At 64.2% G+C, this 23,495-nt stretch carries 21 protein-coding genes; 3 read left to right on the top strand and 18 right to left on the bottom strand.

All coding sequences use genetic code 11. The features are described from left to right. The first annotated feature begins 254 nt into the window (after positions 1–254). Positions 255–1,649, top strand: a complete 1,395-nt coding sequence (locus tag O0879_RS18290) for a GntP family permease (RefSeq protein ID WP_289918002.1) — start codon at positions 255–257, stop codon at positions 1,647–1,649. Between the two features lies 1 nt (position 1,650). Here the strand turns inward: O0879_RS18290 and O0879_RS18285 are convergent, their stop codons facing one another. The 4 genes from O0879_RS18285 to O0879_RS18270 all read right to left on the bottom strand — a co-directional run bounded on the left by O0879_RS18285 (position 1,651) and on the right by O0879_RS18270 (position 5,553). Next, complete coding sequence (locus O0879_RS18285) at positions 1,651–3,054, bottom strand: sodium:solute symporter family protein (RefSeq protein ID WP_251349768.1); 1,404 nt, start codon at positions 3,052–3,054, stop codon at positions 1,651–1,653. Between the two features lie 105 nt (positions 3,055–3,159). Next, positions 3,160–3,975: a 3-oxoadipate enol-lactonase gene (gene pcaD / locus O0879_RS18280; protein WP_289917999.1), complete on the bottom strand. Its 816-nt coding sequence runs from the start codon at positions 3,973–3,975 to the stop codon at positions 3,160–3,162. 24 nt (positions 3,976–3,999) lie between these two features. Continuing rightward, a complete protein-coding gene (gene catC / locus O0879_RS18275) occupies positions 4,000–4,290 on the bottom strand; it encodes a muconolactone Delta-isomerase (protein ID WP_251349767.1) in 291 nt (96 codons plus the stop codon). Positions 4,291–4,443: 153 nt separating this feature from the next. Further along, the gene (locus O0879_RS18270) at positions 4,444–5,553 is read right to left on the bottom strand and encodes a muconate/chloromuconate family cycloisomerase (RefSeq protein ID WP_289913289.1); all 1,110 of its coding nucleotides are present in this window, start codon (positions 5,551–5,553) and stop codon (positions 4,444–4,446) included. A gap of 102 nt (positions 5,554–5,655) precedes the next feature. Here O0879_RS18270 and O0879_RS18265 point away from each other — a divergent pair, with 102 nt between their 5' ends. Further along, positions 5,656–6,570: a LysR family transcriptional regulator gene (locus O0879_RS18265; protein WP_289913288.1), complete on the top strand. Its 915-nt coding sequence runs from the start codon at positions 5,656–5,658 to the stop codon at positions 6,568–6,570. Between the two features lie 3 nt (positions 6,571–6,573). Here the strand turns inward: O0879_RS18265 and O0879_RS18260 are convergent, their stop codons facing one another. The 14 genes from O0879_RS18260 to O0879_RS18195 all read right to left on the bottom strand — a co-directional run bounded on the left by O0879_RS18260 (position 6,574) and on the right by O0879_RS18195 (position 22,395). Then, a complete protein-coding gene (locus O0879_RS18260) occupies positions 6,574–6,966 on the bottom strand; it encodes a hypothetical protein (RefSeq protein ID WP_289906376.1) in 393 nt (130 codons plus the stop codon). Between the two features lie 56 nt (positions 6,967–7,022). Then, positions 7,023–8,372, bottom strand: coding sequence for a PepSY-associated TM helix domain-containing protein (locus O0879_RS18255; RefSeq protein ID WP_289917993.1), 1,350 nt, complete (start codon positions 8,370–8,372; stop codon positions 7,023–7,025). Between the two features lie 8 nt (positions 8,373–8,380). Further along, entirely contained in the window at positions 8,381–10,495 is a 2,115-nt protein-coding gene (locus O0879_RS18250; RefSeq protein ID WP_289917992.1) for a TonB-dependent receptor, read from the bottom strand. A 77-nt stretch (positions 10,496–10,572) separates the two neighbouring features. Next, positions 10,573–10,965 carry a DUF2946 domain-containing protein gene (locus O0879_RS18245; protein ID WP_289917990.1) on the bottom strand — a complete coding sequence of 131 codons (393 nt, stop codon included), beginning with the start codon at positions 10,963–10,965 and terminating at the stop codon, positions 10,573–10,575. Between the two features lie 53 nt (positions 10,966–11,018). Continuing rightward, positions 11,019–11,588: a PqiC family protein gene (locus tag O0879_RS18240; protein ID WP_289917989.1), complete on the bottom strand. Its 570-nt coding sequence runs from the start codon at positions 11,586–11,588 to the stop codon at positions 11,019–11,021. A 23-nt stretch (positions 11,589–11,611) separates the two neighbouring features. Beyond that, positions 11,612–13,243, bottom strand: a complete 1,632-nt coding sequence (locus tag O0879_RS18235) for an MlaD family protein (protein ID WP_289917987.1) — start codon at positions 13,241–13,243, stop codon at positions 11,612–11,614. Further along, positions 13,236–14,567, bottom strand: coding sequence for a paraquat-inducible protein A (locus O0879_RS18230; protein WP_289917985.1), 1,332 nt, complete (start codon positions 14,565–14,567; stop codon positions 13,236–13,238). The genes O0879_RS18235 and O0879_RS18230 overlap by 8 nt, the downstream gene beginning before the upstream one ends. Before the next feature lie 89 nt (positions 14,568–14,656). Continuing rightward, positions 14,657–16,015, bottom strand: a complete 1,359-nt coding sequence (locus tag O0879_RS18225) for an amidase (RefSeq protein WP_289917982.1) — start codon at positions 16,013–16,015, stop codon at positions 14,657–14,659. Between the two features lie 4 nt (positions 16,016–16,019). Next, on the bottom strand, positions 16,020–16,697 hold the full coding sequence (locus O0879_RS18220; protein ID WP_289917980.1) for a DUF2848 domain-containing protein: 678 nt from the start codon (positions 16,695–16,697) through the stop codon (positions 16,020–16,022). Positions 16,698–16,706: 9 nt separating this feature from the next. Continuing rightward, a complete protein-coding gene (locus O0879_RS18215; protein WP_289917978.1) occupies positions 16,707–18,032 on the bottom strand; it encodes an MFS transporter in 1,326 nt (441 codons plus the stop codon). A 108-nt stretch (positions 18,033–18,140) separates the two neighbouring features. Beyond that, positions 18,141–18,812 (bottom strand): DUF4286 family protein, encoded by a 672-nt coding sequence (locus tag O0879_RS18210; protein WP_289917976.1) that lies wholly within the window; start codon positions 18,810–18,812, stop codon positions 18,141–18,143. A gap of 134 nt (positions 18,813–18,946) precedes the next feature. Then, complete coding sequence (locus O0879_RS18205; protein ID WP_289899810.1) at positions 18,947–19,873, bottom strand: LysR family transcriptional regulator; 927 nt, start codon at positions 19,871–19,873, stop codon at positions 18,947–18,949. 57 nt (positions 19,874–19,930) lie between these two features. Further along, on the bottom strand, positions 19,931–21,166 hold the full coding sequence (locus tag O0879_RS18200) for a M20/M25/M40 family metallo-hydrolase (RefSeq protein WP_289917974.1): 1,236 nt from the start codon (positions 21,164–21,166) through the stop codon (positions 19,931–19,933). Further along, positions 21,163–22,395 (bottom strand): urate hydroxylase PuuD, encoded by a 1,233-nt coding sequence (locus O0879_RS18195; protein ID WP_289917972.1) that lies wholly within the window; start codon positions 22,393–22,395, stop codon positions 21,163–21,165. Before O0879_RS18195 ends, O0879_RS18200 begins: the two co-directional genes overlap by 4 nt. A gap of 131 nt (positions 22,396–22,526) precedes the next feature. Here O0879_RS18195 and O0879_RS18190 point away from each other — a divergent pair, with 131 nt between their 5' ends. Beyond that, positions 22,527–23,465: a LysR family transcriptional regulator gene (locus O0879_RS18190; protein ID WP_034754583.1), complete on the top strand. Its 939-nt coding sequence runs from the start codon at positions 22,527–22,529 to the stop codon at positions 23,463–23,465. Positions 23,466–23,495: the final 30 nt, after the last annotated feature.

Genomic DNA, 23,495 nt, shown 5'->3' with positions numbered 1-23,495 from the left:
AAAAACAACATGATTATAAGTCGTTGATTTATAATGAATTACCCACAACATGGGGCACGGTATAGATCGCGAAGTTCACGTTCGGGACGCAGAGGCCGGAGGTTCGAATCCTCTCACCCCGACCAGCCCTTTCTTCCTTGCTGCGCCTGCATCAACTGCTTGCACCTTGACCTGCGCGTTGGTGTCTTGCCGAGAAGTATGATACTAATTGCATCATTAGTATCCTGATCACTTTCCGCGCAAGGGCCTGACCGATGTCTTTCCTGATAGTTCTGGCCGCACTGGCCTTTCTCATGCTGGCCGCCTACCGCGGCTATAGCGTAATCCTGTTTGCGCCCGTCGCCGCACTGGGCGCCGTGCTGCTGACCGATCCGTCGGCCGTGCCGGCCGTCTTCAGCGGCATCTTCATGGAAAAGATGGTGGGCTTCATCAAGCTGTATTTCCCCGTCTTTTTGCTCGGCGCCGTGTTCGGTAAACTCATCGAGCTGTCCGGCTTTTCCCAGTCCATCGTCGTGGCGGCCATTCGCTACATCGGCAGCTCGCGCGCGAATGCCGTGATCGTTGCCGTGTGCGCGGCCCTGACCTATGGCGGCGTGTCGCTGTTCGTGGTGGTGTTCGCCGTGTATCCGTTTGCGGCCGAGCTGTATCGCCAGAGCAATATCCCCAAGCGGCTGATGCCGGGCGCCATCGCCCTGGGCGCGTTCTCGTTCACCATGGATACCTTGCCCGGCACGCCGCAGATCCAGAACATCATCCCCACCACCTTTTTCAATACGACGGGCTGGGCCGCACCGTGGCTGGGCACCATCGGCGCCGTGCTGACGGTAATCATGGGCCTGGCTTTCCTCGAATGGCGCCGCCGTTCCGTCATGGCGACGGGCGAAGGCTATGGAGCCGAGGCCGAAAAGGCCACGGCCGACGTGGGCGACCTGCCCCATCCGCTGCTGTCGGTAGCGCCCCTGGTGCTGGTGGGGGTGGCCAACTTTGCGCTGACCCGGCTGATTCCCCACTGGTACGGCGCCAGTTACTCGCTCACCGCCGAGGCGTTGCCAGGGCTGCATGCGCCCGTAACCACGTCGATCGCCTCCGTGACCGGTATCTGGGCCGTGGAAGGCGCCTTGTTGCTGGGTATCTTGCTGGTCTGCGTGACGGCTTTCGGGCGCATCCGCGCCGCCTTTGCGGAAGGCACCAAGGCGGCCGTGGGCGGCGCCTTGCTGGCGGCCATGAATACGGCGTCCGAATATGGCTTTGGCGGCGTCATCGCCGCCCTGCCCGGTTTTCTTGCCGTCAGCAACACCTTGCGCAGCGTGCCCGATCCCCTCGTCAACGCGGCCGTGTCCGTGACGACCCTGGCCGGCATTACGGGATCGGCCTCGGGCGGGATGAGCATCGCGCTGGCCGCCATGTCGGACAGTTTCATCCAGGCCGCGCAGCAGGCACATATTCCGCTGGAAGTCATGCACCGCGTGGTGGCCATGGCCAGCGGCGGCATGGATACCTTGCCGCACAACGGCGCCGTGATCACCCTGCTGGCCGTCACGGGCCTCACGCACCGCCAATCCTACCGCGACATTTTCGGCATCACCGTCATCAAGACGGTGGCCGTGTTCCTCGTCATTGCCCTGTATTACCTGACGGGGCTGGTCTGACCTAGAGCCTTGACGACGATGCCGGCTTCGCCACGGCTTGCGCCGGCTTGAACAGATGGCTGATGCCCATGGTCAGCAGCGGACCGGCCAGCGCCAGGTAGGAACTGTCGACGCCATAGGGATTGCCCGCCAGGAACCAGCCGATGGTGGCGATCACCGAGACGATCACGCCGACGAAGGCGCCGCGCGGCGTGCCGAATTTCGGCGCATAGAAAGCCATCAGTACCAGCACGGCCAGGGTGGCGCGCAGGGCCTTGCCCAGGAAGGCGATCATCAGCAGTTTTTCCGCATACAGCGCCAGCACCAGCGGCAGCAGGCCGGCCACGACGATGGCGATGCGCAGGAACATCAGCGATTTCGCATCGTTCTTCGCCTTGTTGTACCAGGGGTCATAAAAATCCTTCATGGCCAGGGTGGCCGATGCCAGGGTGGTGGCGGAAATACCGCCGAACAGAGCGCCGGCCAGGCCGACGATCATGATGCTGGCGGAAAACGCCGGCATGTGGGCGATCAGGGTGGGAAAGGCGTCGATCGACTTCATGCCCGGATACAACACGGCGCTGCACATGCCGATCAGGGCGGCCATCAGGCCGAACGGAATCATCAACGAAGACACGTAATAGCAGGCGCGCTTGGCCACGGCCGGGTTGTCCGTGCTGACGAGGGCCTGGATCACGTATTGCGTGGCGAAGATGGAACCGATGCCGCCGATCATCCAAGCGATGATCTGGCCCCAGCCGATCTCGACCCAGTTGAACATCTTGGCCGGCAGCTGCGCCTGCAGCGCGCCGATGCCGCCCGTTGCTTCCAGCGCATACGCCAACGCCAGGATCACGCCCAGGTACTTGACGATGGAGTGGGCGAAATTCGTGTACACCACCGAGCGCATGCCGCCCAGGCTGACATAAATCACGGTGATGGCGCCCACCAGCAAAATGGCCACGGTTTTATTGATGTGCAGCACGGCCGCCAGCACGGCGCCGCCGCTCGCATACAAGGCCACGGCAACGATGCTCAGCGCGACGATGGTGAGGATGGATGCCGCATAGCGCACAGGTTCGCCGTACGTCTGCGCCAGGATGCCGGAAATCGTCGATTGCCCGCTTTCCTTGTATTTTTTCACCAGCACGATGGCCAGCAGCAAAAAGCCCAGCGACAGCGCCACCAGATTCCAGGCGGCGGAAATGCCCAGTTCATAGCCCTTCTGGGCCGTGCCGATGCTGACGGAACTGCCGATGAATTCCGACAGCAGCAAGGCACCGATCAGGTAAGCGGGATAGTTGCGTCCGCCCGCCGTCATGCCCTCGGCACTGTTGGCATGCTTGCGCACGCTATACGTAATGTACGACATGAGAGCGAAATAGCCCACCGTGACCGCCGCGATGATGATCAATCTGTTTTCCATCTGTCTACTCCAAGTTTGCTTTTTTTCTTATTATTATTTCAAAAAAGCTTCCCCTGCCGCGTGCCGGTCTTTGCCGGTGGCGGTGCTCAGGGGCAAAGCGAAATCTTACCCTGCCGGCGACGATACAAAGGCGTGCAGCTGCGCCGTGAAGGCTGGCGCCGCCTCGACATTCGACAAATGCGACGCGGGCACCTGGGCCAGCTGCGCGCCTGCCACCTGCCGCTGCAGCCAGCGCGCATCGTCCACCGTGGTGACGGGATCGTGCTCGCCCGCGATGACCAGGGTGGGCACCGCAATCGTGGCCACCTGCGCGCGCAAGTCCGCCTGCGCCAGCGCTGCGCAGCAGGCCGCGTAGCCTTCGGCATCCTGCCCGCGCAGGGTGGCGATCATGCGCGCCACCGTGGCCGCTTCACGCGCGATGAAGGCTGGCGAGAACCAGCGCGCGGCGGCGCCGTCGGCCACCGTGGCCATGCCATCGCGGCGCACCTGCGCAGCGCGCGCCAGCCAGGCGTCGGCCGTGCCGATGCGCGCCGCCGTATTCGCCAGCACGAGCTTCGTCAAGCGCTGCGGCTGGTGAATGCCCAGCCACTGGCCCGTCAAGCCGCCCAGGGAAATGCCGCAGAACGCGGCACGGGCGATATCCAGGTGGTCGAGCAGCGCCACCACGTCCAGGCCCAGGCGCTCGATGCCGAACGGCGCGCCGCCGCTGGCCGAGCGGCCATGGCCGCGCGTATCGTAGCGCACGACATAAAAGTCGCTGGCCAGGTCCGCCGCCTGGGCATCCCACATGGACAGATCCGTGCCCAGGGAATTCGACAATACCAGGCACGGTTTGCCGCGCTCGCCGTCGGTGCGGTAATGCAGCAGCGTATCTTCCCCGTTCCAGGTGGTCACGACAATTCCCGTATCCGTGTGTTTCATGGCATGTCTCCTTTGCTCTGCGGGTCAGGCATCGCCGTCGCGCACCGACGATGGGTGACGGCACAGCGGCATCACGTCGATCTGCATGTAGGGGAACAGCGGCAAGGAAGTGAGCAAGTTGTGCAACTCGTCCACGCTGTCCACATCGAAGACGCTGATGTTGGCGTACTGGCCCGCGATGCGCCACAGGTGGCGCCACTTGCCCTCGTGCTGCAGGCGCTGCGCCAGTTCCTTTTCCGTCTGTTTCAGCTGCGCTGCCTGCTCGGCGGGCATGCTTAATGGCAGGTTCACGTTCATGCGTACATGGAATAACATTGTGTCTCCTTAAGATTTTTATAGGCACTTACAAGGCCTAACAAAACCGTAGCGAGCGGAAGAGAGTTGCGGTCGAGAAGCGCAACTGTACGAAGGTACAGTGAGCATCGCAGACCGTAAATCACGACGCGCAGTAGGTTTTGATAGGCGTCCTCAGGCGCGCTGCATGGTGCGTAGTTTGTCCATATCGATCTCGACGCCCAGGCCCGGGCCTGTCGGCACCTGCAGCATGAAGTCGCGGTACACGAGCGGCTCGCGCAGGACTTCCTGCGTCAGCAGCAGTGGCCCGAACAGCTCCGTGCCCCAGGCCAGTTCGGCAAACGTGGAACACACGTGGGCCGTGGCGGCCGTGCCGACGCCGCCTTCGAGCATGGTGCCGCCGTACAGGCCGACGCCGGCCAGGCGCGCCACGGTGGCCACTTCCAGCGCCGGCAGCAAGCCGCCAGACTGGGTGATTTTCACCGCATACACGTCGGCCGCATCGGCCTGCGCCAGCGCCAGCGCGTCGGCGGGGCCGTGCAAGGCTTCATCGGCCATGATGGCCACGTCGAAGCGCTGCGTCAGGCGCGCCAGCGCGACGCGGTTGCCCGCCTTGACGGGCTGTTCGATCAAGTCGATGCCGCCCGCTTCCAGCGCGGCGATGCCACGCACGGCGTCCGTCTCGCTCCAGGCCTGGTTGACGTCGACGCGCACGCTGGCCCGTTCGCCCAGCGCCCGCTTGATCTCCAGCACATGGGCCACGTCGTCCATCACGTCGCGCAAGCCGATCTTCAGCTTGAAGATGCGGTGGCGGCGCAATTCCAGCATTTTTTCCCCTTCGGCGATATCGCGCGCGGTATCGCCGCTGGCCAGCACCCAGGCCACGGGCAGCGCATCGCGCACGCGGCCGCCCAGCAATTCCGACAGCGGCACATTCAGGCGGCGCGCCTGCGCGTCCAGCAGCGCCGTCTCGATCGCGCACTTGGCGAAGCGGTTGCCCTGGATGACCTTACGCACCCTGGCCATCGCCTTGGCCACTTCGCTCGCTTCCATGCCGACCAGCAGCGGCGCGATGTAGGTATCGATATTCGTCTTGATGCTTTCCGGGCTTTCGCCGCCGTAGCTCAAGCCGCCGATGGTGGTCGCCTCGCCCCAGCCCGTGATGCCGTCGGCGCAGCGCAGCCGTACCAGCACCAGGGTTTGCGTATTCATGGTGGCGACGGACAGCTTGTGCGGACGGATGGTTGGCACATCGACCAGGTAGGTCTCGATATTTTGAATCATATTTATTCCGTATAATTCTGTGGAGTGGAGACACGATATTCCCCGAATGTTCCCACGTCCAACACCGAGTTGGTATCAAACCTATACCTGAAAGGTATGCAGATGGAATTACGGCACTTGCGCTACTTCGTGGCGGTGGCAGAGGAAAGGAACTTCACGCGGGCCGCCGCGCGCCTGCATATCGCGCAGCCGCCACTGAGCCGGCAGATGCAGCAGCTGGAAGAAACCCTGGGCGTGGCGCTGATCGAGAAAGGCTCGCGACCCTTGCGGCTGACGGAAGCGGGCGAGTTTTTTCTCGCCCACGCCCGCCCGCTGCTCGACCAGGTGCGCGACCTGAAGGCGATGACCCAGCGCATCGGCAAGCTGGAACGCACCCTGTCGATCGGCTTCGTCGCCTCGACCCTGTACGGGGAATTGCCCGACGTCGTGCACCGCTATTGCGAGCGCCATCCCGAGGTCGACGTGACCCTGCATGAAATGACGACGGTGGAGCAAATCAAGGCCCTGAAGGAAGGCCGCATCGACGTGGGTTTCGGGCGCCTGAAAAGCGAGGACCCCAGCATCCGCCGCATCCTGCTGCGCGAGGAACGGCTGGTGGTGGCCCTGCCGCCCGGCCACCGGCTGGCCAAGGGAGAAGGCGGGTTGCGCCTGACGGACCTGATCCACGAAACCCTGCTCGTGTATCCGAAAGCGCCCCGCCCCAGCTTCGCCGACCAGGTGCTGGCCATGTTCAGCGAGGGCAATGTCACGCCCGGCCCCGTCACGGAAGTGCGCGAACTGCAGATTTCCATGGGACTGGTGGCGGCTGGCCAGGGCATTTCCATCGTACCGGAAAGCGTGCAAGCCATGCATCACCGGAACGTCGTGTACCGCAAGCTGGACGACAAGCATGCGTTCTCGCCCATTTTATTCAGCATGCGGCACATGGACCGCTCGCCGGAACTGGACAATCTCCTCGCTGCCGTGTATTCGATCTACGATGAACACGGCATCGCGCACGTCAAGGAAAGCCTGTAGCCCTCAGACAGACAGCGGCGCGTCGGCCAGCAATGCCGGGCGCAGCGCGCGGATGCGCAGTTCCGTGAAATAACCGCCCGCCTCGTTGTAGCGCAGGTAGTGGCGGCCGCAATTGAGGCAGCGTGCTACCTGGCTCAGATTGGCGGGATAGTAGCGCGGCGCGATGGGCGCATCGACGCTGTCGTAGCGCGTGCCGTGCGGGTGATACTCGTCAAACGTCGGTTCCTCGTACGGATCTTCGCGCAGAGTGCCGATTTCTTCAAACCGGTCCAGCTCCAGCGAGGTGGGAAGGCGCTGCCAGGCGTCCAGCGGAACGACGCAGCAGCTGCATTTCTGGGTAACCGCGGCCGACGCGGCGGCCAGTGCGGACAAGGCGGGAAAATCGATGAATACCATAGTTCAGCCTATGCAAGGGGCGGCCCATGGCAACGAGCCTGGCCGCGCCCCTTATTCTAGCGCAGCCACATCCGGCCGACACGCGGCCCACATTTTGCCAGGCCCAGCTCAAGCAGCATCAGCAGGCCGCCGGAGATGAGCAGCAGCGGCATCAGCGCACACATGCCCGCCGCCGTCATCCAGGCCAGCGTGGAAGGCGAGGTCCAGGCGCCGGGCAGCAGCTTGGGTAAACCCAGCGAACCTGGAAGGCGCCGCTTGAAAAACATCACCCAGCCCGACACCAGCGAGAACAGCACGCTGGCGCCGAACAGCAGCAGCACGGCCTGGTTCCACCAGCCGAATTCGCCGCGATGAAATGGGATGCCGATGGCCGTCGCCTTGCCGAACGCCGTCTGCGCCTCCCACCCCGCATAGTACAAAGGCTTGCCACTGTAGGCGTCGAATTGCAGGTCGAAGCGCAAGGTGGGCTGACTGCGGTCGGCCATGGTGGCGCGCCACACATCGTCCTGGCTGGCCGGCGCCGTCAGCTGCACGGCGATGGCGGGCGCATGGCTGCGCGCCACCTGCCACGCATCCTGCCAGTCGAGCGGGGCGCCCTCCTCGTTTGAGTGCAGGCCGCGCGGCACAGGCGGCGGCGCCTGGCCGCTGATGTCGCGCAGCGCGCGGATGCGCCCACCCGCCTGCTGGCTCCACGTCAGCCCCGTCGTCAGAATGACGACACTGACGATGCCGAGCGCCACGCCGAGAAAAGCATGCCACTGGCGCCAGCCATTGCGCCCGCGCGCGCCCCGCTTCGGCAAGCCCGCTTGCGCGCTGCGCGGCCACCACAGGATCACGCCCGTTACCAGCATCACCATCAGCCAACTGGCAGCCAGCTCGATCATCCAGCGCCAGCCATCGTTTTGCAGCAGGCGCGAATGCAGCTTTTTCGCCCAGTTGCCGAAGCGCTCACTACTGGCCAGGCTACCCAGCACGCGCGCGCCATAGGGGTTCACATATACGACGACGGCTTGCGCGGGCAGGCCGAACTTCGGCCTGGCGGGCGTGGCCGGCGCGGCATGTCCGCCATGGCGCGCATGCTCATCCTGCGCGCCGCCGGGCGGCGCGAACGCCACCTGCACCGCGTCGTCCTGCTGGAACGGCGGCACCACGTGCTGCACCGCCCAGCCACGCGGCGCCGCCCGTTCGGCAGCCGCCACCGCGGCATCCAGCGGCAGCATGGAGGCTTGCGGTGTCACGTGATCGAGATGTTGGTACAGCCTTGCCTCGATCTGCGGCGTGAATACATACAAAATGCCCGTCAGGGTGGCCACCAGGGCAAACGGCGAGGCGATCAGCGCGGCCCAGAAGTGGATGCGCCAATACAGGCTTTTGCGCCGTGCGATGAGAAAAGTTGCGTCGTCCATGGTCATCCTCACAGTGCGTTGAAGGTATAGCCCAGGCCCAGCATCACGCTGCGCGGCGCGCCGGGCGTGTACTGGTTCTGGCTGTTCGGCACATAGCTGCCCGTGCCCGCATAGCTGCTGCTGGCCGAATCGGCATAGCGTTTATCGGCCAGGTTGCGCACCTGCGCCCACGCTTCCAGCCCGCGCGCGAGCTGGTAGCTGGCGCGCAGGTTCAGCAAGGCGTGCCCCTTGTACTCCACCGTGTTGGCATTGTTCATCCAGTAGCGGCCCTGGTGCACGGCTTCGAGCGCGATACGCGCACCGGCCACGGGCTTGTAGCCGACCTCGATCGAAGTGATGTCGCGCGGCGCCTGCGGCATGGTGCGGTCGCTGTAATCGAGAGTGGAGGACACCTGGTAGCGCAAGTAGCGGTGGCGCGCGATGGCCGTGGCGAAGCGCGCGTCAAACGGGCCACTGTCGTAGTTCAGGCCCAGCTCCAGGCCTTCGCTGCGCGTGCGCCCCGCATTGCGGTTTTCGCTGTTGCCCGGCGAAAGCGTGTAGCTGACGATGGTGTCGCGCCCATCGAGGCGGTACAGGGCCGTATCGAGTTTCAAACGGCCCTGCAAAAAGGCCCAGCGCAAGCCCAGTTCATAGTTGTTGTAGACGGACGGCTGCAAGTCGGCGATGCCCGTCTTGCCATACAGCTGGCTCACCTCGGGAGGCGTAAAGCCCTGGCTGACGTTCGCATACGCGCTGCCCGCATGGCCGATGGCATAGGTGGCGCCCAGCTTCGGGCTGACATGCGAAAAGCTGCGCGACTCGTCGGGCGCGCCATAATTGACGCTGCCGCCGGGCGCCAGCCTGTTATGGTAATCGTAACGAATGGCGTCGGAACGGCCGCCCAGCACCACGCGCGTGCCCGCCAGCGGAGAAAATTCCCATTGCGCGAAAACGGCAGTATTGAGGATATCCGTCTGGTAGTCGCGCACGCCCTGCGGATTGCTGGCATTGGCCAGCGTATAGCGCAGGTAGCGGCCCGTGGCGGCATCGCGCACGATGGACAGGTTATCGCTGACAAAGGGATTGTCGCTCTTGTCCACGTACACACCAAAGATCAGGCGCGAGCGCAGCCAGGCGTATTCCTGCTGGTGCTTGATATCGAGACCCAGCGAATCGACGTTGTTGTTGTTGATGACGCCCTTGCACAGCATGCCCGCGCAACTGCCTATGGAATACGCGGGAATCTGCCCATGGTCATTCTTGCGCGTAAACACGGTGACGGTGCTCGTGCCATTGGCCGTCGTCGCGCCCTCCCACGCCAGATTCATGCGCGTGGTTTTGTCTTTGCGGTAGGTAAACGTGTTCAGGCTCTTGCCGGGGTCGTTGCGGTAGTCGTTCTCGAACAGGCTGCCCGTCATCGCCGCATCGAGATCCGTGTGAACGATGGTGACGCGCAGCTGTGAGGTGGGGCCGAGCGCATAGTCGGCGCGCAGCGAGAACGAATCCTTGTCGCCGTAGCTGTACTCTTGCCAGTTGTCGCGCGAGCGGCGCGAACTATAGTGGGAAAAGCGCAGTCCCAGCTGGCCCCAGGTATCGCTGGCGGAAGTGTCGTAGCGGGTGTAGCCGGCCACGCTGTCGCGTCGCACGCCGACCTTGGCCGTGGGTGTCGCGCTGGCGCCGGCCGTCAAGAAATTGACGGCGCCGCCGACCGCATTGCTGCCGTACAGCGAGGACGCGGCGCCCTTCACCACTTCCACGCCGCTGGCGCCCGCCATGTTCATCTCGTTGAGCGAATTGTGGTTGAAGACGCCCAGCGGGCGAATGGGAATGCCGTCCTCCAAGTACTGGTAGACGGCATTCGTGCCGATGGGCTGTCGGATGCTCATGCTGTGCTGTTCGTTGCCCAGGTCATTCCAGTACACGCCGGCGATGCGGTTGAGGATATCGCCCATGGTCTTGGGCTTGTCGCGCTCCAGGGTTGTGGCATTGACGACGCCGATGGCCTGCGGCGTCTCGGACAGCCACGCTTGCGCGCGCGAACCGGAAACGACGACGGTGTCGATGGCGTGGTCAAGTTGCTGCGCCTGCGCGCAGGGGTAAGCCACGGTGATGGCCGCGGCCAGCACCAACAGTTGTTTGTTCATGTGATTCTCGTATGAGTGTGCGGATGCGGCGTGCCCCACCGCAAGGCGGACAGCGCCAACATTGAAAATGCAAGGACTTAGACGAGTGCGGGCGGCGCGCGCGATTGCGCGGTGGACCAGATGAACAGCGGAGACGGCGACTGGTAGTACAGGGCCGGGAAAATGGCCGTGCCGCCGGCGACGGGCAGCGGCAGCACGGGACTGGGCGGCAAGCCCACGGAACCCGCATGCGTGGAACAGAAGGCGCAATGCTCCATCTGCATGGCCTTGCCGCCGGACTTGCCGTCGGCGCCGCCATCATCGTCGATCTGGACGAAACGGATGCCGGCCACCGAGCAGATTTCCGCCCAGCCGGAGCCGGACTCCTGCTTGGCATTGGCGACGGCCTGGGAAACCGATGGCGCGAGCGCCGCCAGCAGGATCGCGAAACAGGCGATCCAGGCGGCGCAGCGGCGTGTGAAAGAGGTCATTCCCATGGCCGCATTTTACCAGCGGCCGCCGGGACTGGGTAGCGGAAAGCGGCTCAGGCGGCCGGACAGGCGGCGTTGCCGCCGTCAAAGCCACGCACGACGCTCGCCGTATCGGCGGCGATGCGGCCGACGGCGCGGCGGTGACCGAGCACCAGTTCATCGTAGCCCGCGCCCACCTTTTCATTGGCTATCGTGCGGCAAGTCACCACCTTGTTGCTGGCCAGCTGGCGCACGCTCCACACGGCATCGATCAGCGCATACTGGCCCATCACGGACTCGAAGCGCTGCACATTGGTGCTGATGCGGTACACGGGCAGGTTGTCCGGATGCGGCGTGCGGAACACGTCGATGGCGCCCAGGTCGTTCGTCACGGCCGTCGACAGGGCCTGGCCGATCTCGCCGGCCAGCGGCCCCGCCCAGCGCTGCTGCTCCAGCAATTCGATGCGCCCCGATGGCGCCGTCACGACAAACTGGTTGCGGCTCACCTGCTGCGGCACGCTGACGGCCAGCACTTCGACATAGTATTTGACGGGCTTGGCCGGCTGCGCGTCGGCGCCGCCGCTGAGCGTATAGAAATGCTCGGGCTGGGGTGTGGAACAGGCACACAGCAAGATGGCTGTCATCAAAAGCGCAAAAATTGGCTGCTTCATTTTTTCTCATCTCCTTTTTTACCGCGGATCAGGGACTCGGGGTGGCGTTCCAGGTAATCCGACAGGGCATTGAGCGATTGCAGGGTTTGCGTCAGCTGCTGCAAGGCCTGGCGCACGTCCGACTGCAGCGGCGAATCCTTTTGCAGCACCTGTTCGGCCGTGCCGAAGGTCTGTTTCGCCGCCGTCAAGGTATCGCGCATTTCCGGCACCACCTGACCATCGAGCTGCTTGAACAGGGTATTGGCCTGCTTGATGGTGGCGTTCAGGTTATTGCCGATCTCCGCATACGGTACCTGATCGAGCTTGCGGGCGATGCTGGCGATCTGCGTCTGCAATTCGTCGAGCGTGTTCGGCACGGTCGGCACTTCCAGCGGATACTTGTTCGCGTCGAGCACCACCTTCGGCGCTTTCGGGAAGAAGTCCAGCGCGATGTACAGCTGGCTGGTCAGCAGGTTGCCCGTGCGTAGCTGGGCGCGCAAGCCACGGCTGACCATGCGTTCGAGCAGCTGGTGGCCGGCCGAGCCTTCCTCATCGTCGACAGCGGCCTTGAAGCGCATGCCCAGGCGGGCCGGGTACAGATTGACGGTGACGGGCATGCGGAAGTTCTTCTTCACGGGATCGAACTCGATGCCGACCGAACGCACCTCGCCCAGCACGATGCCGCGGAAGTCCACCGTGGCGCCAGGCTGCAAGCCGCGCAGGGACTGGTCGAAATAGAACACGGTGGTAATGGCTTCGCCATCGGGTTCGCGCATGGCGCTGGCTTCGTCGGCCGCCAGGCGGAAATTGGTATTGGCCGGTGCCGGTTCTTCGGGCTTGCGGCCATTTTCCGCCTCGAAGGCGATGCCGCCCACCAGCATGGCCGCCAGGGACTGGGTGTTCAGCTTGAAGCCGTTCGAATCGAGGCGCACATCGACGCCGCTGGCATGCCACCAGCGCGCATTCTTGCCGACGAACTGGTCGTACGGCGCGTTCACGAAGACGGACATGGTGATGCCGTTGCCATCCTTATCCAGCGCAAAGCTGACCACCTTGCCCACGCGCAGGCGGTGGAAGAACAGGGGCGAACCCACGTCGACGGAGCCGAGGCTTTCCGCATGCAGGGTGTACAGCTTGCCCTTCTGGTCGCCGGCCACGGCAGGCGGACTCTCCATGCCGACGAAATTGTCTTTCTTGGCTTCCGACTTGCCCGTGTCGACGCCGATGTAGGCGCCCGACAGCAAGGTGCCCAGCCCCGTCACGCCGCTGGCGCCGATCTGCGGGCGCACCACCCAGAAACGCGAATCGGCGGTGGCGAAGCGGCGCGCTTCCTTGCTCATGTCGATCGTCACCAGCACCTTGCTCAAGTCCTCGCCCAGGGTGATGGCGCGCACCTGGCCGATATCGACATCCTTGTACTTGACCTTGGTCTTGCCAGGCTCGAGTCCTTCGGCGCTCTTGAAGCTGACCGTCACCGTGGGCCCCTGGTCGAGGATGGATTTGGCGGCCAGGCCGGCGCCGATCAGCGCGGCCAGCAGCGGGATGAGCCATACCAGCGACGGCAGCCAGCGGCTGCCCTGTTCCACATCAGGCTCCGGCAATGGACGGCCACCCGTTTCGGCATGGTCGCCTGCTTCTTTGTCAGACATGCTGTTCTCCAATCACTGTATTGTTTCCGGTATTTGTCACCACCACGGGTTCTTCCTCGCCGGGCACCTGCCCGTCGACGGGGTCCCAGATCAGGCGCGGGTCAAACTGCATTGCCGCCAGCATGGTCAGCACCACCACGGCGCCAAAGGCCAGCGCGCCAGGACCGGCCGTGATCACGGCCAGCGACTTGAAGCGCACCAGCGCCACCGTCAGGGTGACGACAAAGATGTCGAGCATGGACCAGCGGCCGATGAATTCGACCATGCGGTACAAGATGGTGCGCTGGCGCGGCCGCCAGCGCGAACGCCGCTGCGCAGTGAACGCCAGCAGCGCCAGCACGCCCAGCTTCAGCATCGGCACGACCACGCTGGCGATGAAAATGATGATGGCCAGACCTTTCGAGCCGCTGGTCCAGAACAGCACCACGCCGCTCATGATGGTGTCGTCCTGCGCGCCGAACAGCGATTGCGTCACCATCACGGGAAGCAGGTTGGCGGGAATGTAGAGGATCATGGCGGCGACCAGCAAGGCCCAGGTGCGGTTGATGCTGTCCGGTTTGCGCACGTGCAGGACCGTGCCGCAGCGCACGCAAGCCAGGTGCCTGCCCTTGCCCAGCGGCGGCGCCACCAGGCCGCAGGCATGGCAGGGCAGCACCTTCTCGCCCGGTGCGAAGGCCTTGTAGCGGATGCCGGGCAGCGCTTGCCGGGTCAGGTCGTCGCCCAGGTTCCACAGGGCCTTGGGGTCAAACGAGACGACGATGGCCAGCATCAGGGTCAGCGCGCCAAACGCGAACAGCCCCGGTTGCGGCAGCACCGTGGCCAGGCTGGTCATCTTGACGACGGTGATCAGGATGCCGATCATCAGCACCTCCGTCATGCCCCATTCGCGCGCCGTCTGCACAGCGCGCAGCACGCGGTTAAAGCCGGGCACCTTGACGCCGCCGCGCAGGCCCAGCGCCACGTACAGCAGGGAACCGAGTTCGATTGCGGGAAAGAGGATGGTAAACAGGAAGACCATCGTCGCCACGATGTGCATCTGCTCGGACCACAGCACGCGGATGGAACCGAGCAAGGTAGCGCTGGAAGTGAGGCCATTGACGTCGAGTTCGACGATAGGGAAAAACTGGGCGATCAGGAAGACAAAAGCGGCGCCCAGCGTGAGCGCCACCACCTTGGTCAATTCGGCCGATGGGCCCCGCGCGTGGGCGCCGCGATACAGCACCGAGCGGCAACGGATACAGCGCGCCTTTTCGCGGGGACGCAGCGGACGTTTGCGGTACAGCACGCCGCAGTCATGACAACTAATCAGGTCGTATCGGTGCACAGTGTGAAGTTTGCCGGCGCCCGAAGCGCGACTATCCCATGTCAATGCCAGCCATCATGACAGAGTTGGCATTTTTCTGCACTACGACATTATTCTTTTCCACGCCCCCGCAGCAGCACCTCCACGGCGCGGCCGATCTGCAGCACTTGATCGTCAGCGCCCGCCAAGCCGCAAATGCCCAGCCCCACGGGCAACTCGCCGTCGGCGTGGCAAGGCAGCGACAGCGCGCAGCCATCGAGGAAGTTGATCACGCTGGCGTTGCGCAGCACCAGGCCATTCGTGGCAAAGAAGGTGGCGTCATCCGCTTCCAGCGGCGCGGCTTCCGGCGCCAGTATGGCCACGCTGGGCATCAGCCAGGCATCGAACGGCGCCAAGCGCCGCCGGGCGACGCCGATCAGGCGCGCGCGCGCATCGAGCAGGTCGATGTAGTCGGCCGCGCCCTGCAGTTGACCGCGGCGGATGCGCGCCGCCACGCGCTGGTCGTACTGTGCACCCTTCTCTTCAAGCAACACCCTGTGCCAGTGCCAAGCTTCCGCCGCCACCAAGCCGCCGCCGCCATTAATCGTCGGCAGCTCCAGCAATTCGGGGAAATCAAACTGTTCTACCTGCGCGCCAGCTTGCCGCAGCTTGTCCAGGGCAGCATCGAAAGCCTGCTGCACCTGCGGCGCCAAATGCGTATCGACATAGTCCAAGGTAAAGCCAAAGCGCAAGCCTTTCAGTGCTGGCGCGTGCGCGCCGATATCATGACCCGAAAGCGCTGCGTACAAAATGGCGCAGCAATCGACACTGTGCGCGATGGGGCCGGCCGAATCGAGGGAGCGCGACAGCGGCACCGTGCCGGCCAGCGACACGGAAGCCGCCGTCGGCTTGAAACCGGTCAGGCCGCAAAAGGCGGACGGGATGCGGATCGAGCCGCCCGTGTCAGTGCCCAGCGCTCCCGCAGCCATCCCCAGCGCCACCGTCACGGCGCCGCCCGAGGTGGAGCCGCCCGCCACGCGCGCGCGGTCGTGCGGATTGCGCGGCGTGCCGTAATGGGGATTCAAGCCCAGGCCGGAGAATGCGAATTCGCTCATATTGGTGCGGCCCAGCAGGATGGCGCCGGCAGCGCGCAGGCGCGCCACGGCGCCGGCATCCACAACGGCGGGCGGGGCGTCAGCCAGCGCCAGCGAGGCGGCGCTGCTGACCTGTCCCCTGACGTCAAACAGGTCCTTGATGGACAGGGGAACACCCGCCAGCGGCGAAGGCACCCAGCCGGCCGCGCGCGCCGCATCGCTGGCACGAGCCTCGGCCAGGGCCTGTTCGCCATCGAGGCTGACATAGGCATGGCCGCCCTGCGCCCGGTGCGCCTCGGCGCGCGCCAGCATGCGCTGCGTCAATTCCACGCTGGTGATGCGGCCGGCGGCCAGGTCGGCCGCCAGGTCGCGGATGGTCTTGGTCTGTTGGGTCATTCTCTTATCCTTCCACGGGCAGGGTTTGCACGGCATAGCGGTGCTGCAGGCGGCGCTGCAAGGCTGGATCATACAGCTCCAGCTCGAACGCGTCGCCATGGCCCATCTCGCCGATGATCGGCTGCGTGCCGCAAAACATGGCGCTGCCCACGGGCAGGCTGGCCTGCCCCGTGTAGCGCAGGATCAGGTCTTCCGGCGACAGCATGCGCGTCACGGGGCCATCCTGGTACAGGGCCGGCACGCCGGCGCGCTCGCGCCAGGAGCGCATCTGCAACTGGTCCCAGTGGCCGGCCACGTCGGCATAAGGCCACAGGGTATCGCCCACGGGCTTGCCGCACATTTGCTTCGACACCGTCACGCCATAGCTTTCCACCTTGCGGTCCGTATGGTCGGAGCCGATGCCCACCAGCAGGCCGTATTCGGTGGAGAACAGCACGAATTCCGCCTCGCCGGACGAATCGCAGCCCGGCACTTCGATGGCGGCATCGCTGGACAGCAGCGCCGCCGCCACGCGGTAAAAGGTCGGCACGCTTTTCGGGCGCGCCACGCCGATGGCTTCCAGTTCGGCGATATGGTGTTCGACCATGGCCAGGTCGCGGCCCGTCCAGCCGGCGATGATCAGGTTGTCGATGTCGAAGGTGACGGGGCCGTGGCCCGCCAGGTTGAAGGTATGGGTAGTCATGGTATCTCTTTACTCCTCAAGGGGGCCGCGACCCGTTTCTCTGGCTGCGAAGACGGCGGCACCGGTGATCAGCAGGGCCGCCGCCACATACAGCGAGACGGCCATGGTGCTGTTGTACGAGCGGTACAGGCTGGCGATGACGAGCGGTGCAAAGCCGCCGCCGATGACGCCGGCCAGGGTATAGGCCAGCGAGGAACCCGCATAGCGCACCTTGGTGGGGAATTGCTCGATAACGAAGGCCGCTTGCGGGCCGTACATGATGGCGTGGATGACCAGGCCTACGACAACGGCCGTGACGATGGCGGCCGGACTGGCCGTGTCGAGCAGGGTGAAGAAGGCAAACGCCCACACGAGGCCCAGCACGGCGCCCAGCGCATATACGGGTCGGCGGCCGATCTTGTCCGACAGCGCGCCAAACACGGGCACCGACAGCGCATTGCAGGCCGTGCCGATCATGATGGCGGTCAGCGCCAGTGTCGACGACAGGTGCAGCACCGTCGTCACATACGTCAGGGTAAACACCACCACCAGCGCATACAGCACGTCCGAGCCGATGCGCACGCCGCCGGCGATCAGCAAACGGCGCCAGTAGAGGCGCAGCACCTCGCCTATCGGCGCTTCCGCCTTCGCATCCTTCTGGTCAAGTTCCTTGAACAGCGGGGTTTCTTCGATGCCGCTGCGTATCCACATGCCGAAGGCCACCAGCAGCAGGCTGGCGATGAACGGCATGCGCCAGCCCCAGTCCATGAACGCTTCATGCGGCAGCAAATAGGTGATCAAACCGATGCAGCCAGTGGCCAGCAAGGTGCCGAACGACGGTCCCACCTGTGTCCACGAAGCGTTGCGGCCACGCTTGTCCGCTGCTCCGTGTTCGACGGAGATCAGCACGGCGCCTGCCCATTCGCCACCCAGCGCGATGCCCTGCACGAAGCGCAGTGCCACCAGCAGGACCGGGCTCCAGATGCCGGCCGTGGCATACGTGGGCAATAGCCCCATCAGGCCCGTCGTCACACCCATCAGCATCAGGGTCACGACCAGCACCCAGCGGCGTCCCAGCTTGTCGCCCAGGTGGCCGAAGATCACGCCGCCGATCGGGCGCGAGATGTAGCCGACGGCATACGTGGAAAAGGCCAGGATGGTGCCCGTCAGCGGATCGAAAGAAGGGAAAAACAGGTGGTTGAAGATCAGCGCGGCCATGGTGTTGTATACGGTGAAGTCATACCATTCCAGGGTCGTGCCGACCATGCTGGCCGTGGCCAGGCGTCCCGTTTTTGGCTTGTCGCCCGGTGCCTGGGCCGCCGGATGCGCAGCGTTTGCCGTTGTATATGTGGTCATTGCCTACCTCTCTCGTCAGTTTTATTGCAGGTCCGGTGCAGGATGCTTTGCCCTGCGCCGTGGCCCGTGTCTCGTGTTATCAGTGCCGGCAAGATACGCGCGGCCGTGTCAGGCCCCGTGCAGGTCGGCCTCGCGCAACTGCCAGGACAACTGCAGGATGGCAGCCTGTTCGCCGTCGAGGCCCAGCGCCGCGCTGGCGGCATCGGCGGCCGCCACAGCAGCGCTTTCCGACGATGCGTCGATCAGGAAGATCGGGTCGAGCACGCGGCCCTCCTTCTGCTCCGCCGGCAGAGGGCCGGACAGCTTGGCGTCGGGCGTCAGCAAGCGCGTGGCAATGACGCCGTCGATCTGCAGCAATGTCGCCCCCAGCGCGGCCATGGCGGCCACGGCTTGCGCATCCTGGCCGATCGCCGGCGCGCCCAGACGCAGCACGGCCAGCCAGGCGCCCGTACCCATGCCCGTTTCCGCCTCGATGGCGCAGACGCGGCGCATCGGGTCCACCATGCGCTGCAGATTCGTCACCGACCATGGCGTCTGCTGGCCGAAAGCCTTGAAGTAGTCCGGCGTCTGGAAGGCGTCGAGCGAGACGGTGCGGTACAGGCCCAGATATTTGCGGGAACCGCGCACGCTCTGGTAGCGCGTGCCGCTGACAAAACCGGGAATGCGCACGCGCTCTTCCACGTGTTCGCGGTCGTACCAGCGGTTGAAATCGCGTTCGTGTTCCGGGTCTGCGCTGGTCCAGACAAACAGGATGCCTGGCAAGGTAGGTGACGTCGTCATGATGGTTCCGTTCTGCGTGATGGGTGGTATGCCAGCCCAGAATAGGTGGCACGCCATCACTTGGCAAACGGGTTATTCTGAACGCGACTGATAAGTTTTTCTTATGGGTCGCGGTGACAACAGCAATTTAATTCTCACGTCCGCGCACCGGCGCCATACTCTTCGCCCAGCCCCAGGGTGAACCTGGCCGCCTCCTCGCATGCCAGCATGGCCACCAATTGAATCGCTTCCGTGGTGAGGTCTTCGCTGTAACTGATGACGATGCGCTGCGGCGCCAGGCTGCTGGTACAGGGAATCAGGGCGATGTGGCCCTGCTCGATTTCCTCGCGCAGCGGCGCCAGCGGCAGCACGGCGATGCCGAAACCTGCTTTGACCAGCCGCACGATGGCGGAAATCGAGCTGACGCAATGCACGCGGCCCAGCTGCACACCCTCGTCCTGGCACAGCGCTTTCAATGCGGAATGGGGCTGCGAGCCCCGGTTCATGGTGATGATCGGATGCTGCGCCAGTTGCGCCACCGTGAACGGCTTGCCCGTGTCGGGCCAGTCGGCGGCCCTGCCCGCCCAGCCCATAGCGATGGCGCCGCTGCCCGTGCTGCGGAGATGGTCGCCCGTCAGCATGTCCGTCTGCAGCGCGATATCGAGCTCGCCCTGCTGCAGCTGCTCGTGCAGGCGGCGCGTCGATTCCGACGTCAGTTGAATCTCGATGCCCGGATAGCGCTCCTGCACCCGCTGCAGGAACGGGATCAGCCAGGTATGCACGATGGTTTCGATGACGCCGATGCGCACTTCGCCCGTAATCAGCGCGGGCGAGGAATTGGCCGCATACATGTCGCGACACAGTTCCAGCATGCGTTCGGCGTACACGAGCAGGTTGCGTCCGGCGAAGGTCAGGCGGATTTCACGCGCGTCGCGGTCGAACAGACGCGTGCCAAAATCCTGCTCCAGCGAGGCGATGCGGTTCGAGATGGCCGCCTGCGTGATGTGCAGCTTGTCGGCCGCCGTGCGGAAGCTGCCCAGCCGCGCAGCCCAGACAAACGCTTCGAGAAAACGGGTATTCAATGGGGCTCTTCTTCACAGTTTGAATGTCCGCCCCATTGTAAGCCAAAGTCAGCGACCTTATTTTTGCGCCAGGAAGTCCAGCAGGGTCAGGGCGACGATCTTGCTGGCCTTGCGCAAATCGTCGAGCGCCAGGCGCTCGTCGGCCTTCTTCGCATTCGATTCGGGCACCGTGCGCGGACCGGCGCCATACAGCACGGCGGGGATGCCCCGCTCGCCATACAGACGCGCATCCGCATACAGGGGCGTGCCAACGGCGGGAATCGTTTCGCCGAGGATGGCTTGCGCATTCTTTTGCAGGCTGCTCACCAGTTGCTCGGAGCCGGGCAAGGGGCGCAGCGCGTGCGACAGCAGCAGGCGGCGGATCTCGAGGCGGATGCCGGGCTCGCCCCACACGGCGTCTTCGATCAGCGCGCGTACCTGCGCTTCCACCGCTACTGGGTCTTCTTCGGGAATCATGCGGCGGTCCATCTTCATGACCACCTTGCCCGGCACCACATTGGTATTCGTGCCGCCGTCGATGCGCCCCACCAGCATGGTGGGCGAATCGATGCCCGCCACTGTGGATTTGACCTTTTTCAGCTCCGGCAACTGGCCGTAGATGGCGCTGAGTATCTTGTTGGCCGCCTGCAGCGCGTCGTGTCCTGTCTCCGGCATGGAGCCGTGGCCCGACTTGCCGTGCACGGTGATTTCCAGCTGCAGGCAGGCGTTGTGGGCGGTGACGATGCCGTAGCTGAAACCGGCGGCGATGACAAAATCGGGTTTCGTCAGCTGCTGCTCCAGCAGCCAGCCCGGTCCCAGCAAGCCGCCGAATTCCTCGTCGTACGTGAAGTGCAGCTCAAGCTGGCCCTTCAAGGGAATGCCCAGCGCTTCGAGCGCGCGCGCGGCAAACACATAGGTGGCGAAATCGCCCTTCGACACGGCCGTCGCGCGGCCGTAGATATAGCCGCCGTCGATCTGGCCGCCATACGGCGGATACGTCCAGTTGTCGCCGGGCGGCACCACGTCGCCATGCGCATTCAAAGCCACCGTCGGACCGCCCGCGGCATACGGCCGGCGCACGATCAGGTTGGTGATGCTTTGCATGCCGTACGCTTCCACCTGCTCCGCTGGCACGGCGTGCTTTTCCGCCTGCCAGCCATACGCCTGCAGCAGCTGTGCCACCAGTTCCGCATGGGGCGCGTTATTGCCGGGCGGCGTATCCGTCGGCTGCTGCACCACCTTTTGCAAAAAGGCGACTTCCTCGTCAAAATGGCTGTCGATCCAGGCCATAATCTGTTTTACGTGCGTTGTCATTTTGCTCCTTGCATGGTCTGTTGCAGCCAGGCGCCCAGCTCACTGCGCTCGGCGTCCGTCATATTGGTCAGGTTCCCGATCGGCATGGCCTTCAGTTCGATGGCCTGCTTGTAGATCTGCGCCGCGTGCTGGCGGATTTCGACTTCATTATCCAGCATCATGCCGGCCGGCGCCGTAGCAAAGCCCGGTTGCGTGGGCTGGGCCGAATGGCAGGTGGCGCAGCGCTGGGCGATGATGGCATGCACGTGCTTGAATTGCGCTGCGGGGTCCGCCGCCGGCGCGGCCGCCACAGCCCCGGGCGCCTTGGGCGCGATGGCCACGGCCACGGCCACCAGCAAGGCCACGCCGAGGGCCGGATAGCGCCACTCGACCCGGCCCTTGTGACGCAGGTTGAAGAAGTGACGGATGAAAACGCCGGCCGCCATGATCAGCGCCAGCACCAACCAGGCGTGATCGTTGCGGTAGGTCATCGCGTAGTGGTTGCTGATCATGATGAACAGCACGGGCAACGTAAAATAATTGTTATGCACGCTGCGCTGCTTGGCTTTCAGGCCGTGTTTGGGGTCGGGTAGCTTGCCGGCGGCCATGGCTTCGACCATCTTGCGCTGGCCGGGAATGATCAGCATCAGCACATTGGCCACCATGATGGTGCCGATCATGGCGCCCACGTGGATGTAGGCGGCGCGCCCGCTGAGCAAGTGCGTGAGCACATATGCGGCGCCGACGATCAGGGCAAACACCGTCACGCCGAACCACAGCTCGTATTGCGCCAGCTTTGATCGGCACAGCAGGTCGTACACGGTCCAGCCGATGACGAGGGTGGCGATGCCGATGCCGATCGCCTGGCCGCTGCTGATGTCGGCCACGGATTTGTCGATCATCATGGCCTGGGCATTGAAGTAGTAGGCAATCGTCAGCAGCGCAAAGCCGGATAGCCAGGTGGAATACGCTTCCCACTTGAACCAGTGCAGTTCCTTCGGCAGTTCCGCGGGCGCCACCAGGTATTTTTGGGGGTTATAGAAGCCGCCGCCGTGCACGGCCCACAATTCTCCCGACACGCCTTTCTTCGCCAGCTCCGAGCCGGGCGCGGGCGGGCGGATCGAGTTGTCGAGCCAGACGAAATAAAAGGAAGCGCCGATCCAGGCGATGCCCGTGATGACGTGCAGCCAGCGGACGATCAGGTTCAGCCACTCCAGGCCGTACGGAATCAGGTAGGCAAATACTTCCATAAATTTCCTCTAGTCAGACCGAACCAATATTCGTGCCAATCTACACAAGATAAACGGATTTACCGCCCATCACATGAAAAATATCGTATATTTGACATATTCAAATCGATATACAACAGAGCCGCCGCCACATGTCCAGCCTGCCGCAACACCTCGACCTGCACTTGATCCGCATCCTCTACCTGCTGCTGGTGGAAAAGAATGTCTCGCGCGTGGCGCTGAAACTCAATCAGCCGCAACCTTCGATTTCCGCCTCCCTGCGCAAGCTGCGCGAACTGACGGGCGACCCGCTGCTCGTGCGCGGCGCGCGCGGCATGGTGCCGACCCAGCATGGCGAAAGCCTGCTCAATCCGGCCAAGCGCATCCTCGACCAGACGGAAAGCCTGTTCGTCAAGAAGACGCCATTCGTGGCGCAGGAAGAAGCGCGCACCTTCCACATCGCCGCGCCCGACTACCTGGATAGCCAGTTCCTGCCCAACGTGGTGGCCCTGCTGCGCCGCGGCTCGCCGAAAAGCCGCGTCGTGCTGCACAGCCTGGGGCCCGGCATCGACCATATCCGCCAACTGTCCGATGGGGGCCTGGATCTGGTGATCGCCAACTGGGACGAGCCGCCCGCGCATCTGCACATCTCGAAGCTGTTCGAAGACCCCATCATCTGCGCCATGCATGCGGAAAACGCCTATGCGCGGCGCACGGCCAGCGACGCCATGACCCTCGACGATTATCTGAGCCTGCCCCACGTGGCGCCGTCGCAGATGATGCCCGGCTACCACGGCGTGATCGACTCCTTTCTGGAGCGCCAGAACCTGCAGCGCAACGTGGTGGTGGAATCGGCGTATTTCGGCCTGATTCCCTACATGCTGACGCAGACGGACCTGGTGCTGACCACGGGCCGGCAATTCATGCGCTTCTATGAAAAGACGCTGCCGTTGAAAACGTATACCGTGCCTCTGAAATTCCCGCCCATGCGTTTTTACCAGCTGTGGCACCAGCGCGTGCACCAGGCGCCCGAACACAAATGGCTGCGCGACCAGGTCAGCGCGGCCGCCAAGGCGCTGGTGCAGCGATAGCCGCTATCAGCACGCGCATATAATGGAGAC

It is taken from the genome of Janthinobacterium sp. SUN120, assembly GCF_030397735.1.
In the GTDB taxonomy this organism is placed as follows: Bacteria; Pseudomonadota; Gammaproteobacteria; order Burkholderiales; family Burkholderiaceae_D; genus Janthinobacterium; species Janthinobacterium kumbetense.
This window is presented reverse-complemented; position numbering and strand designations above follow the sequence as displayed.